Source organism: Pseudomonas sp. TKO26 (assembly GCF_003225665.1).
GTDB lineage: Bacteria > Pseudomonadota > Gammaproteobacteria > Pseudomonadales > Pseudomonadaceae > Aquipseudomonas > Aquipseudomonas saponiphila.
Genome location: NZ_QKLN01000016.1, coordinates 61,046 through 73,642, shown reverse-complemented (window position 1 = coordinate 73,642; position 12,597 = coordinate 61,046). Strand labels below are relative to the sequence as shown.

The 12,597-nt window shown below is 65.3% G+C and carries 10 protein-coding genes; 5 read left to right on the top strand and 5 right to left on the bottom strand.

Annotated features, from left to right (window positions below):
* Positions 1–132: 132 nt before the first annotated feature.
* Positions 133–1,110 (top strand): LysR family transcriptional regulator, encoded by a 978-nt coding sequence (locus tag DNK59_RS21000; RefSeq protein ID WP_110724460.1) that lies wholly within the window; start codon positions 133–135, stop codon positions 1,108–1,110.
* A gap of 249 nt (positions 1,111–1,359) precedes the next feature.
* Positions 1,360–1,878, top strand: coding sequence for a GNAT family N-acetyltransferase (locus DNK59_RS20995; protein WP_092315011.1), 519 nt, complete (start codon positions 1,360–1,362; stop codon positions 1,876–1,878).
* A 146-nt stretch (positions 1,879–2,024) separates the two neighbouring features.
* Here the strand turns inward: DNK59_RS20995 and DNK59_RS20990 are convergent, their stop codons facing one another.
* Positions 2,025–2,750, bottom strand: a complete 726-nt coding sequence (locus tag DNK59_RS20990; RefSeq protein WP_110724459.1) for an aspartate/glutamate racemase family protein — start codon at positions 2,748–2,750, stop codon at positions 2,025–2,027.
* Positions 2,751–2,828: 78 nt separating this feature from the next.
* Here DNK59_RS20990 and DNK59_RS20985 point away from each other — a divergent pair, with 78 nt between their 5' ends.
* Positions 2,829–3,617, top strand: coding sequence for a helix-turn-helix domain-containing protein (locus tag DNK59_RS20985; RefSeq protein ID WP_110724458.1), 789 nt, complete (start codon positions 2,829–2,831; stop codon positions 3,615–3,617).
* 66 nt (positions 3,618–3,683) lie between these two features.
* Here the strand turns inward: DNK59_RS20985 and DNK59_RS20980 are convergent, their stop codons facing one another.
* Both DNK59_RS20980 and ccoN read right to left on the bottom strand, forming a co-directional pair.
* Entirely contained in the window at positions 3,684–3,902 is a 219-nt protein-coding gene (locus DNK59_RS20980) for a CcoQ/FixQ family Cbb3-type cytochrome c oxidase assembly chaperone (RefSeq protein ID WP_092315005.1), read from the bottom strand.
* Between the two features lie 59 nt (positions 3,903–3,961).
* Positions 3,962–5,389, bottom strand: coding sequence for a cytochrome-c oxidase, cbb3-type subunit I (gene ccoN, locus DNK59_RS20975; RefSeq protein WP_092315003.1), 1,428 nt, complete (start codon positions 5,387–5,389; stop codon positions 3,962–3,964).
* A gap of 266 nt (positions 5,390–5,655) precedes the next feature.
* On the opposite strand from ccoN, the gene DNK59_RS20965 reads away from it, so the two are divergent.
* Both DNK59_RS20965 and DNK59_RS20960 read left to right on the top strand, forming a co-directional pair.
* On the top strand, positions 5,656–7,329 hold the full coding sequence (locus tag DNK59_RS20965; RefSeq protein WP_110724457.1) for a nitrite/sulfite reductase: 1,674 nt from the start codon (positions 5,656–5,658) through the stop codon (positions 7,327–7,329).
* Positions 7,326–7,820, top strand: coding sequence for a DUF934 domain-containing protein (locus DNK59_RS20960; RefSeq protein WP_092314999.1), 495 nt, complete (start codon positions 7,326–7,328; stop codon positions 7,818–7,820). The genes DNK59_RS20965 and DNK59_RS20960 overlap by 4 nt, the downstream gene beginning before the upstream one ends.
* A gap of 166 nt (positions 7,821–7,986) precedes the next feature.
* On the opposite strand, the gene DNK59_RS20955 is transcribed toward DNK59_RS20960, so the two are convergent.
* Positions 7,987–9,408 (bottom strand): efflux transporter outer membrane subunit, encoded by a 1,422-nt coding sequence (locus DNK59_RS20955; RefSeq protein WP_092314997.1) that lies wholly within the window; start codon positions 9,406–9,408, stop codon positions 7,987–7,989.
* A complete protein-coding gene (locus DNK59_RS20950; RefSeq protein WP_092314995.1) occupies positions 9,405–12,584 on the bottom strand; it encodes an efflux RND transporter permease subunit in 3,180 nt (1,059 codons plus the stop codon). Before DNK59_RS20950 ends, DNK59_RS20955 begins: the two co-directional genes overlap by 4 nt.
* Positions 12,585–12,597 lie beyond the last annotated feature (13 nt).

Genomic DNA, 12,597 nt, shown 5'->3' with positions numbered 1-12,597 from the left:
TCTCACGGTCCTCTTCGCCGGCAAGCCGGCTCCTACAGGGCAATGGGCAGCAGCGGGCCAGCGATGGCGATTTCACCGGCCCCGCCGCGCGCCAGCCAAGGAAGCAATACTCAACAAGACAGGGAGTCACCCATGGCATTTCTCGAACCCGCTCCACTTCAGGGCGTAGCGCCGTACACCACGCCGCAGGAACCCCGGGAGGCCTGGCTGGCCCTGGCCGCCGGGATCGATCCGGAGGTCGCCCAGTATTTCCTGGTCAGTGCCCGTTGCGGCTGCTTCATGCAGGCGGCGCGCAGCCTGAACATCAAGGCCACCCTGTTGCGCAAGCAACTGGCGCTGCTGGAAGAGCACCTGCGCCGTTCGCTGTTCTGTTACCAGGGCAATGTCCTGAGCCTGAGCCGCGAAGGCCAGCAACTGCAGGGCCAGCTGCTGGCCCTGGCACACCAGCGCCGGCTGCCGGTGGTGGAACAGCCGCTGATTCGCCTGGCCGTGGCGGAAGCCATTCTCCACGACATCCTCGGCCGCGACCTGATCGCCTTGCTGCGGCGCAACGCCAGCGCGCGCCTGGAGATCATCTCCATCGACAGCGACCTGTCCCTGCAGGCCCTGAGCGCCGACCTGGTGCTGTGGCTGGCGGCCGAAGAATCGCCGCTGCCGGGCCCCAGCTTCGCCACTCGCGAACCCATGCCCCTGGCGCGCATCGACTATCTGCCGCACATCGCCAAGCGCTACTCGCGGGTGGCGGCGCGTCCCGACAGCCTCGACGACCTCAGCGACTACATGCTGGTGCAATGGCAGCACGACCGTCAGGTGGAACCGTTCCGGCCCTGGAACAGCCTGGTGGAACAGCGCCTGGCCGGCGTGGTGCAGGTGCACTCTTATGAGCTGATGCTGGAAATGATCCGCTGCAGCGCCTGCATTGGCCTGCTGCCGCAGTACATGAGCCACTTCGACCGCGGCCTGATCGCCTTGCCGGGGCTGTTCCAGGACAGCATGCAGCGCCGCGCCTGGCTGGCGGTGAATGCCCGGCTGGAGCATGAGGAACAGGTGCAGCAACTGGTGGAGCTGATCCTCAATACCTTCAGCGAACGCCAGGACTGGTTTGTCTGAGCGAGCCCGCCACACCACCCCCGCCTGTAGGAGCCGGCTTGCCGGCGAAGGGCCCGTAAGCCTGGCCCCGGCCGCAGATTCGCCTTCGCCGGCAAGCCAGCTCCTGAACCGCGCTTGATCTGCGCATAGCCGTGGTGAAGGCCCGGGTGTCGGCAAAGAGCCGACAAGCCTGCGCAACCATCCCCTCGTCAGCTCCAGGCTGATCGCCTTACACTCCCTGGCCACTTCAACTTCAAGGACGACGTCGCCATGCCCAACGCCCAACCCTCCATCGTCATCGAGCGCTGCACCGAAGCCCATATCGATGGCCTCACCGCGCTGTACAGCGAACCCAGCGTGGCCGCCCAGACCCTGCAACTGCCCTACCAATCCCGCGAGCTGTGGCACAAGCGGGTAGGGCTGGGGCAGGACCACGAAGGGCGGGTGGCTCTGGTCGCTCTGCATCAGGGCTCGGTGATCGGCAGTTGCAGCCTGAACCAGGTGGCGCGGGTGCGCCGCGCCCATTGTGCGGATGTGGCCATGGGCGTGTCCCCAAGCTGGCAGGGCCAGGGCATTGGCAGCCGTCTGCTGGCGGCGGTGCTGGATGTGGCCGACAACTGGATGAACCTGCGCCGGGTCGAATTGACGGTGTATGTCGACAACCAGCCGGCCATTGCGCTGTACCAGAAATTCGGCTTTGAAACCGAAGGCCGGCTGCGCGACTACGCCATCCGTGGCGGGCAATTCGTTGACGTGCTGAGCATGGCACGGCTGCGCCGCCCCGCCTGACCCCGCCGCACCTTGCAGCCGCTGCCGCAGGCGGCGAACCAGTGCTTGGCGCCCGCAAGGATCTTGCGGGCGCCAAAGGCGCTTCTGCCAATCATCAGGCAAGGCCCTGCGGGCCGTTTCGCAATCTCGCCTTGGCTCGATAGCGGCTACGGGGCCGGTGCCGAGCCCGGGTCGCTGTTGTCGTCCGCCAGGGCAAAGGCCACCGCCGCCCGGGCATGCAGCGCGGTGGTGTCGAGCAGGGGCAGGGGACTGTGCTCGGGTTTGAGCAGCAGGCCGATTTCCGTGCAACCGAGGATGATCGCCTGGGCGCCCCGGGCCTGGAGCGTGTCGATCACTTGCTGATACACCCGACGCGAAGCCTCGCTGACCAGGCCCACGCACAGCTCCTGGTAGATGATCCGGTGCACTGCCTGGCGTTGCTGTTCATCGGGCACCAGCACGCTGAGCCCGCGTTGCGCCAGGCGCTGCTTCAGGAAGCTTTCTTCCATGGTGAAGGCGGTGCCCAGGAGGCCGACGTGCAGGGTGCCGGCGTCCACTGCCGCTTGCGCGGTGGGGTCGGCGATGTGCAGGAAGGGCACGCTGATGGCCGCCTGAATCTGCTGCGCGACCTTGTGCATGGTGTTGGTGCAGAGCACCACGCACTCGGCGCCGCCGGCCTGCAGGCGCAGGGCCGCGTCCACCAGGATCGCGGCCGCCTGGTCCCAGCGCCCGGCATGCTGGGCCTGTTCGACAGGCCCGAAGTCGACGCTGTACATTAGCAGCCGCGCCGAGCGCAGCGGCCCCAGCCGGTCCCGAACCTGCTGGTTGATCAGGCGATAGTATTCGGCGCTGGACTCCCAGCTCATGCCGCCAATCAGGCCGATGGTGCGCATGGGCAACTCCTCTGTGGTGTGGGTCAGTGAGCCGCAGTTTGGTCGCGCCCGAGCTGGCGATCTATCAGGAAATTTCACATGCCCGAGGTTCTCGAACAGCGTCTGCTGGATGACCGGCTGGTTTTGCAACTGCTGCCGGCAGCGGCCTACAGCGCCCGTGATCCGGTGCAATGGCAAAGCCTGGGGGTGACCCTGGAGCGCCAGCGCGGGGTGCATGCCATCGATTCCGACCGGCGCGAGGATTTCGACACCTGGCCCGGGACCCTGGCCCTGACACCCGCCGGCATCGAAGTATTTTCCGAATCCGCCCAGGGCGGCGAGTACCTGTTGCTGCGCTGGCAGGGTGCGACGCCGCTGATTGCCGGCCAGCAGCGCCGGCAGAGCCCGGGGCATGCCAGTGCCCTGGCCCTGGGGCGCGAGGCCCGGCGCCTGCTGCTGGCACCAGACCGCGACCAACTGGCCCTGGAGCACTGCGCGCTGGAGTTTCTCGGGCTGGTTCAAGGCGAGCGCGCAACACCGTCCCCTGCGGCGAAGCTTGCGCCGGTGCTGCAACGGATGGCCGATGAATACCCGCTGCCGCTGTCCCTGGCGCAACTGGCGCTGACCTATGGGCACAACGAACTGCGGCTGTTGCGGGATTTTCGCCGTGCCGTGGGGATCACCCCCCATGCCTGGCTCACCGAGGTGCGGGTGCAAGCCGCCCGGCGCCTGCTGGAGCGCACGGACCTGCCCTTGGCGGCGATTGCCCAGGACTGTGGTTTTGCCCACCAGTCCCATTTGGGCAGTGCCTTGCGCCAGGCCACGGGCTTGACCCCGCGTCAGTACCGGCTGCGGTTTGCCACGCGCGCCGCGGATTTCACCCTGTAGCCAGCGCCTGCATCGCCGCTGCCGGACCTGCTGGAGTTGCGACGCGAGCCTGCAGGCGCCAGCGGGTTACATGTCCAGGTTGATCCAGCCCGGCTTGGCTTCCTCCGGGGCCACGGCGTTGACTTTCTTGCCCGTGGCCAGCTCGACCCGGTGGGCCACCTCGGGGTCGTCGGCGAAGGGGATCAGGCTGGCGTCGTCCAGGCTCTTGGCGCTCTGGTGGCGCAGGCAGTACTCGATGCAGAGGTAGAGAAACGCCACCCCCAGCAGGTTGAACAGAATATCCATCGGCCAAAGGCTCCCTGAAAGAAAACGCCGGCCACTGGGGCCGGCGGGCAAGGTCCGGCTCAGGCGATCTGGGCGTCGTTCAGCGCGAGTTTTTCATCGGCCACGCGCACGGTGCGCCAGGTGTTGTAGGCCATCAGCAGCATGCCGCTCAAGAAGAACACGCCACCGGCGAAACGCACCACGAACCCCGGATGGCTGGCCACCAGGGCCTCGACGAAGGAGTAGGTGAGGGTCCCGTCTTCGTTGACCGCGCGCCACATCAGGCCCTGGGTGATGCCGTTGACCCACATCGAGGCGATGTACAGCACGGTGCCGATGGTGGCGAGCCAGAAGTGCAGGTTGATCAGCGGCACGCTGTACATCTGCTCGCGGCCGAAGACCTTGGGCACCATGTGGTAGATCGCGCCGAAGGTGATCATCGCCACCCAGCCCAGGGCTCCGGCGTGCACGTGGCCGATGGTCCAGTCGGTGTAGTGGGACAGGGCGTTGACGGTCTTGATCGCCATCATCGGGCCTTCGAAGGTCGACATGCCGTAGAACGCCAGGGACAGCACCAGGAACCGCAGGATCGGGTCGGTGCGCAACTTATGCCAGGCGCCCGACAGGGTCATCATGCCGTTGATCATGCCGCCCCAGCTCGGGGCCAGGAGGATCAGCGACATGGCCATGCCCAGGGACTGGGCCCAGTCCGGCAGGGCGGTGTAGTGCAGGTGGTGCGGGCCGGCCCAGATGTACAGGGTGATCAGCGCCCAGAAGTGCACGATGGACAGGCGATAGGAGTACACCGGGCGTCCGACTTGCTTGGGCACGAAGTAGTACATCATCCCGAGAAAGCCTGTGGTGAGGAAAAAGCCCACGGCGTTGTGGCCGTACCACCACTGGACCATGGCGTCGGTGGCCCCGGAATACACCGGGTAGGACTTGAACCAGTCCACCGGGATCGACAGGTGGTTGACCACGTGGAGCATGGCAATCACCAGGATGAAGGCACCGAAGAACCAGTTGCCGACATAGATGTGCTGGCTCTTGCGCCGCACCACGGTGGTGAAGAAGACGATCGCGTAGGCCACCCAGACCACCGCCATCCACACCGCGCCGGCGAATTCGATCTCGGCGTATTCCTTGGTGGTGGTGTAGCCCAGGGGCAGGCTGATCAGCATGATCACGATCACCGACTGCCAGCCCCAGAAGGTGAAGGCGGCCAGGGTGTCGGAGTACAGCCGTACCTGGCAGGTGCGCTGTACCGCGTAGTAGCTGGCGGCGAACTGGGCGCTGCCGGCGAAACCGAAGATCACCAGGCTGGTGTGCAGCGGCCGCAGGCGGCCGAAGGTGCTCCAGGGCAGATCGAGGTTCATCTCCGGCCATACCAGTTGCGAGGCGATCCACACCCCCATGGCCATGCCGATCACGCCCCATACCACGGTTGCGACGACGAATTGGCGAACCACCTTGTAGTTGTAGGCCTGTCCGATTGTTGCTGAGTTCATGGTCAATGCTTCCACGGTTGCAAAGTCTTGCCAGGCCACCCGGTCTGGCACGGGGTGCACTGTAGGAATCAGCGAGGAAACAAAACAGGCTCAGAAAAACCGCATTAATACGGATCAGATTTATCTAGTGTGCACGGGATCGTGGTCATGGCTGATATGGTTTTTTAGTTTTTACCTGAATCTGTAACGTTCTGCGCTGTACGCGCATAGTCGCCCCCTCACAGCACGCGCCGTTAGAGCACGACCAGTTTCGATGAGGTAGGGATATGTATCAGTACGACGAATATGACCGGGCCCTGGTCTTTGAGCGGGTGGCACAGTTTCGTGATCAGGTCGAGCGCTTCATGGGCGGCCAGCTCAGTGAAGAGGAGTTCCTGCCTCTGCGCCTGCAGAACGGTCTCTATATGCAGAAGCATGCGTTCATGCTGCGGGTGGCGATTCCCTACGGCACCCTGAGCGCCCGGCAGATGCGTACCCTGGCCAGCATCGCCCGGGACTTCGACCGCGGCTACGGCCATTTCACCACCCGGCAGAACCTGCAGTTCAACTGGATCGAGCTGGCCCAGGTGCCGGACATCCTGCAGCGTCTGGCCGAGGTGGAGATGCACGCGATCCAGACCTCCGGCAACTGCGTGCGCAACATCACCACCGAGGCCTTCGCCGGGGTTGCTGCCGATGAATACCTCGACCCGCGCCCGCTGGCGGAGATCCTTCGGCAGTGGTCCACCATCAACCCGGAATTCCTGTTCCTGCCGCGCAAGTTCAAGATCGCCATCTGCTCGGCCAGGCAGGACCGCGCGGCAATCATGATGCATGACATCGGCCTGTACCTGTACCGCGACCGCAGTGGCCAGATGCTGCTGCGGGTGATCGTCGGTGGCGGCCTGGGGCGCACGCCGATCCTTGGCCTGCAGATCCGCGATGGCTTGCCCTGGCAGCACCTGCTGTCCTATGTCGAGGCGGTGCTGCGGGTCTACAACCGCTACGGCCGGCGCGACAACAAGTACAAGGCGCGGATCAAGATCCTGGTCAAGGCCCTGGGCATCGAGGCCTTTGCCAAGGAAGTGGAAGAGGAGTGGCAGCATCTCAAGGACGGTCCGGCGCAGCTCACCGACGAGGAGTACCAGCGGGTGGCCAGCGCCTTTGTGCCGCCGATCTATGAGCATCTGGCGGACACCGACCTGGACTACGGCAGTCACCTGGCCGAGTCGCCGGCCTTCGCCCGCTGGGTAGCGCGCAACGTGCACCCGCACAAGGTGCCGGGCTACACCTGCGTGGTGCTGTCGACCAAGCCCGGCCCGGCCTCGCCTCCCGGGGATGTCACCGGCCAGCAGATGGAAGCAGTGGCCGACTGGTCCGAGGACTACGGCTTCGGCGAGATCCGCATTGCCCACGAACAGAACATCGTCTTGCCGGACGTGCCCAAGTCACGGCTGTTCGAGCTCTGGCAGCGGGCCTGCGAGCACGGCCTGGGCACCGCCAACGTCGGTTTGCTGACCGATATCATCGCCTGCCCGGGCGGCGATTTCTGCGCCCTGGCCAACGCCCGCTCATTGCCGATCACCCTGGCCATCCAGCAGCGTTTCGACGACCTGGACTACCTCCACGACCTGGGGGACATCAGCCTGAACATCTCCGGCTGCATGAACGCCTGCGGTCACCACCACATTGGCAACATTGGCATCCTCGGGGTCGACAAGAACGGCAGCGAGTGGTTCCAGGTCACCCTGGGCGGAGCCAAGGGCCGTGACAGCGCACTGGGCAAGGTGATCGGCCCGTCCTTCAGCGCCGAGGAAATTCCCGAGGTGATCGAGCGCATTATCGCCACCTTCGTGCGCTACCGCGAAAGCGACGAACCCTTCGTCGATACCCTGCAGCGCATTGGCCTTGAGCCGTTCAAGGAGCGGGTCTATCCCAAGGCCGTGGAGGCACTGGCATGAACAACCTGCTGCGTCTGCATGAAGGTGAAGCCCTGTTGGTGGCGGACGATGCCTGGAGCCTGGTACGCGAAGTCGATGCGGTGCTGCCCGAGGGGCCGCTGATTTTGCCGCTGGCCCTGTGGCTGATCCGCCGTATCGAGCATCACCCGGCCCGGGACGGGGTGTGGATCGGTCCGGACGACGAGGTGGAGAGCCTCAAGCCCTGGCTCAAGCTGATTCCGCTGATTGCCGTGGACTTCCCAAGCTTTCGTGATGGCCGGGGCTACAGCCAGGCGTACCTGCTGCGCACCCGCCTGGGCTGGATGGGCGAGTTGCGCGCCATCGGCGACGTGCTGCGCGACCAGCTCAGCCACATGCGCCAATGCGGCTTCGACAGCTTTGCCGTGCGCGAAGACAAATGCGCCCAGGACGCCCTCAAGGGCCTGGCGGGCATGAGCGTGCTCTACGGCCGTTCGGTGATCGAACCGCGCCCCTTGTTCCGCCGCCGCTGACCCGCCGGCTCCAGCAGGGTTTGCGCCGCACGCGGTTTTACTTGTAGGAGCCGGCTTGCCGGCGAAGGGGCCCTTGGGACGAGCGAAAAAAAGCCCCGCGACCGAATGAGTCGCGGGGCCAAACATTGGTTGGTTGCGGCCAACCAAAGGAGCTCGTTGCCAATCCTTACCGGCTGGCCAGTGTCTCTGGCTGCCAGCCACCACCCAGGGCCTTGTAGATGGCGACAATGCCGCGGTACAGGTCGACTTCGGCCTGGGCCTGGGCATCTTCGGCCGCCAGCCGTTCACGCTGGGCGTCCAGCAGTACCAGGAAGTCCACGGTGCCTTCGCGGTAGCGAATCTCGGCCAGGTCCGCGGCCTTGCGGCTGGATTCGCTCTGGCGGATCAGCGAGATCAGCCGTTGTTGGCGCTTGCCGTAGTCGCTGAAGGCGTTCTCCGATTCTTCCAGGGCCAGCAGCACCTGTTGCTCGTAGTTGGCCAGGGCGCCGTCGGCGTTGGCGTCGGCGCCGCGCAGGCGGGCGCGCACGCTGCCTAGGTCAAAGGCCGCCCAGGTGATGCTCGGGCCCAGGGCCCAGGCATTGGCTGCCGAGGAGCCGATCTGCGAACCGCGTCCGGCGGTGAAGCCGAGGAAGCCGCTAAGGCTGACCTTGGGGAACAGGTCGGCCTTGGCCACGCCGATGCGCGCGGTGGCGGCGGCCAGCTGGCGTTCGGCGCTGAGGATGTCCGGGCGGCGCTGCAGCAACTGGCCCGGGTCGCCAATCGGCAGGGCCTTGGCAATCGCCGGCAGCTGCGCCGGCGACAGGTCGACGCTGAGCTGGTCCGGACGTTCACCCAGCAGGGTGGCGATGCGGTTGCGCTGGCGGGTCTGCTCAGCCTGCAACTGCGGCACGCTGGCTTCCACCGAAGCCAGGCGGGCGTCGGCGCGGACCACGTCGAGCTGGTCGCCGACGCCTGCGTCGCGCAGGCTTTCGGTGATCTTGCGCGAGGCCTGCTGGTTGTCCAGGTTGGCCAGGGCGATCTTTTCCCGCAGTTGCGCGCCGCGCAGTTGGCCGTAGGCGTCCACCAGCTCGGCGATCATGGTCACCTGCAGTTGGTAGAGGTCGGCCTCGGCAGCCTGCTGGTCGGCTTCGGTGGCTTCCAGGTTGCGCTGGATGCGGCCGAACAGGTCCAGTTCCCAGGCCATGTCCAGGCCCAGGTCGTAGCGCTCGGTCTTGACCCGGCTGGTGGTCTGGCCAGGGATCTGGCCCTTGCCCAGGTCGCTGCTGGCGCGGCTGGTGATGGTCGGCATGGCGTCGTTGCTGGCGTCATCGCGGATCGCCCGGGCGGCCCGCAGGCGGGCAAAGGCCACCCGCAGTTCACGGTTGCCCTGCAAGGACTTGCTCACCAGCTGGTTGAGGGTCGGGTCATCGAATTGCTGCCACCAGATGCCTTCGAAACGCGCGCGGTCGAAGTTCTTCTGGCCCGCGGCGCCGTCGGTGGCGGCGCTGATATGCGCCGCCTCGGTGGTCGGGGTCTGGTAGTCCGGGCCGACGGCGCAGGCGCCGAGGGCCAGTACCAAAAGGCTCGGCAGGAAGACTTTGGCACTCATTGTTGCGCCTCCAGTTGCAGGGCGCGGGCGGCCTTGCGGGCCTCGCTGCGCTCCACGTAATTGCGGATCAGGACATAGAACACCGGGGTCAGCAGCAGGCCGAAGAAGGTCACCCCGAGCATCCCGGCGAACACCGCCACACCCATGGCGTGGCGCATTTCCGCGCCGGCGCCGCTGGAGATCACCAGGGGCACCACGCCCATGATGAAGGCGAAGGAGGTCATCAGGATCGGCCGCAGACGCAGGCGGCAGGCTTCCAGCACCGCGGCCAGCGGGTCGAGGCCTTCCTCTTGCTTGTCCTTGGCGAACTCGACGATCAGGATCGCGTTCTTGCACGCCAGGCCCACCAGTACGATCAGGCCGATCTGGGTGAAGATGTTGTTGTCGCCACCGGAGACGATCACCCCGGTAATGGCCGACAGCAGGGTCATCGGCACGATCAGGATCACCGCCAGCGGCAGGCTCCAGCTCTCGTATTGCGCGGCCAGCACCAGGAAGGCCAGCAGTACGCAGAGCGGGAACACGAACAGCGCGGTGTTGCCGGCCAGGATTTGCTGGTAGGTCAACTCGGTCCACTCGTAGGTCATGCCGTTGGGCAGTTCTTCCTTGAGCAGTTTCTCGATCGCCGCTTCTGCTTGCCCGGAGCTGTAACCCGGGGCCGCTGCGCCGTTGATTTCCGCGGTGACGAAGCCGTTGTAGTGCATCACGCGGTCGGGACCGGCGGTGTCGCTGACCTTGATGAAGGTCGCCAGGGGGATCATCTCGCCCTTGTTGTTGCGCACTTTCAACTGGCCGATCTGTTCAGGTTCGAGACGGAACTGCTGTTCAGCCTGGACGTTGACCTGGTAGGTGCGGCCAAAGCGGTTGAAGTCGTTGGCATACAGCGAACCCAGGTAGACCTGCAGGGTGTCGAAGATGTCGGAAATCGCCACGCCATGGGTCTTGGCCTTTTCCCGGTCGATGGCCGCGTCCACCTGGGGCACGTTGACCTGGTAGCTGGTGAACAGCCCGGCCAGTTCCGGCACGCTGCGGCTCTTGGCGATGACGTTCTGCACCTCTTTATACAGCTCGTCGTAACCCAGGCCGCTGCGGTCCTCCACTTGCAGGCGGAAGCCGCCAATGGTCCCCAGGCCCTGTACCGGCGGCGGTGGGAAGATCGCCATGTAGGCGTCCTGGATGTCCGCGTACTTGCCGTTCAGGGCACCGGCGATGGCGCCGGCGGACATGCTCGGGTCCTTGCGCTCATCGAAGGGCTTCAAGGTGACGAAGACGATGCCGTTGTTCGGGCTGTTGGTGAAGCCGTTGATCGACAGGCCGGGGAAGGCCACCGCGCTTTCCACGCCGGGCTGCTTCAAGGCGATGTCGGACATGCGCTTGATCACGTCTTCGGTGCGGTCCAGGCTGGCGGCGTCCGGCAGTTGGGCGAAGGCCACCAGGTATTGCTTGTCCTGGGCCGGAACGAAACCGGTCGGGGTGTGGGCGAAGCCGAACCAGGTCAGCACCATCAGGCCGGCATAGAGGAACAGGGCGATGCCGCTGCCGCGGATGACCCGGCGCACGGTGCCGACGTAGCCACCACTTGCACGCTCGAAGAAGCGGTTGAACGGCGTGAACAGCCAGCCACCCAGCAGCTTGTCGAGGAGCTTGGAGAAGCGGTCCTTGGGCGCATGGTGTTCCTTGAGCAGTACCGCGGCCAGGGCCGGCGACAGGGTCAGGGAGTTGAAGGCCGAGATCACTGTGGAAATGGCGATGGTCAGGGCGAACTGCTTGTAGAACTGCCCGGTCAGGCCGCTGATGAAGGCCGCCGGTACGAACACCGCGCACAGCACCAGGGCGGTGGCGATGATCGGGCCGGTCACTTCACGCATGGCGCGCTTGGTGGCTTCCACCGGGGTCAGGCCCAGGCCGATGTTGCGCTCGACGTTCTCCACCACCACGATGGCGTCGTCCACCACGATGCCGATGGCCAGCACCAGGCCGAACAGTGACAGAGCATTGAGGGAAAAACCGAACAGGTGCATGACCGCGAAGGTGCCGATCAGCGATACCGGTACCGCCACCAGCGGGATGATCGAGGCGCGCCAGGTCTGCAGGAACAGGATCACCACCAGCACGACCAGGATCAGCGCTTCGAACAGGGTGTGGACCACCGCTTCGATGGAACCGCGGACGAAGATGGTCGGGTCGTAGACGATGCTGAAGTCCATGCCCTGGGGGAAGCTCTGCTTGAGCTCGGCCATCTTGGCCCGCACTTCATTGGAGATCTCGATGGCATTGGAGCCTGGGCGCTGGAAGATCGGGATCGCCACCGCCGGCTGGTTGTTGAGCAGGGAACGCAGGGCGTACTGGCTCGACCCCAGCTCGATGCGGGCGATGTCCTTCAGGCGAGTGATTTCGCCGTCTTCACCCGAACGGATGATGATGTTCTCGAACTCTTCCTCGGTGACCAGGCGACCCTGGGTGTTGACCGACAGCTGGAAGCTGGTGGCGCTAGGGGCGGGCGGCGCGCCCAGGGCCCCGGCGGCGACCTGGCGGTTCTGTTCGCGGATCGCCGTGACCACGTCGGTGGCGGTCAGGTTGCGCGAGGCGGTCTTGTTCGGATCGAGCCAGACCCGCAGCGAGTAGTCGCCCATGCCGAACAATTGCACATCGCCTACGCCGCCCAGGCGCGCCAGCTCATCCTTGATGTTGAGCAGGGCGTAGTTGGACAGGTAGAGCATGTCGTAGCGTTTGTCCGGCGAGGTCAGGTGGACCACCATGGTCAGGTCCGGAGAGGCCTTGTCCACGGTGATGCCGATGCGCGTCACTTCTTCCGGCAGCTTGGGCTGGGTGCGGGTCACGCGGTTCTGCACCTGGACCTGGGCGTTGTCCAGGTCGGTGCCCAGGGCGAAGGTGATGGTCAGGGTGATCTTGCCGTCGGCAGTGGATTGCGAGGACATGTAGAGCATGTTCTCGACCCCGGTGATCGCCTGTTCCAGAGGCGCGGCCACGGTTTCACCGATGACTTTCGGGTTGGCCCCGGGGAAGTTGGCGCGTACCACCACGGTGGGCGGCACCACTTCCGGGTATTCGCTGATGGGCAGCTGGAACAGCGAGATGGCGCCGGCGATCAGGATCAGCAGCGACAGCACCGCGGCGAAGATCGGCCTTGAAATGAAGAACTGGGAAAAATTCATCTTGAGAGTCGTC

What these genes read in the sequence shown, in the direction of transcription:
- DNK59_RS21000 (WP_110724460.1), top strand. Translation starts at nt 133, where the DNA reads ATGGCATTTCTCGAACCCGCTCCACTTCAGGGCGTAGCGCCGTACACC.
- DNK59_RS20995 (WP_092315011.1), top strand. Translation starts at nt 1,360, where the DNA reads ATGCCCAACGCCCAACCCTCCATCGTCATCGAGCGCTGCACCGAAGCC.
- DNK59_RS20990 (WP_110724459.1), bottom strand. Translation starts at nt 2,750, where the DNA reads ATGCGCACCATCGGCCTGATTGGCGGCATGAGCTGGGAGTCCAGCGCC.
- DNK59_RS20985 (WP_110724458.1), top strand. Translation starts at nt 2,829, where the DNA reads ATGCCCGAGGTTCTCGAACAGCGTCTGCTGGATGACCGGCTGGTTTTG.
- DNK59_RS20980 (WP_092315005.1), bottom strand. Translation starts at nt 3,902, where the DNA reads ATGGATATTCTGTTCAACCTGCTGGGGGTGGCGTTTCTCTACCTCTGC.
- ccoN (WP_092315003.1), bottom strand. Translation starts at nt 5,389, where the DNA reads ATGAACTCAGCAACAATCGGACAGGCCTACAACTACAAGGTGGTTCGC.
- DNK59_RS20965 (WP_110724457.1), top strand. Translation starts at nt 5,656, where the DNA reads ATGTATCAGTACGACGAATATGACCGGGCCCTGGTCTTTGAGCGGGTG.
- DNK59_RS20960 (WP_092314999.1), top strand. Translation starts at nt 7,326, where the DNA reads ATGAACAACCTGCTGCGTCTGCATGAAGGTGAAGCCCTGTTGGTGGCG.
- DNK59_RS20955 (WP_092314997.1), bottom strand. Translation starts at nt 9,408, where the DNA reads ATGAGTGCCAAAGTCTTCCTGCCGAGCCTTTTGGTACTGGCCCTCGGC.
- DNK59_RS20950 (WP_092314995.1), bottom strand. Translation starts at nt 12,584, where the DNA reads ATGAATTTTTCCCAGTTCTTCATTTCAAGGCCGATCTTCGCCGCGGTG.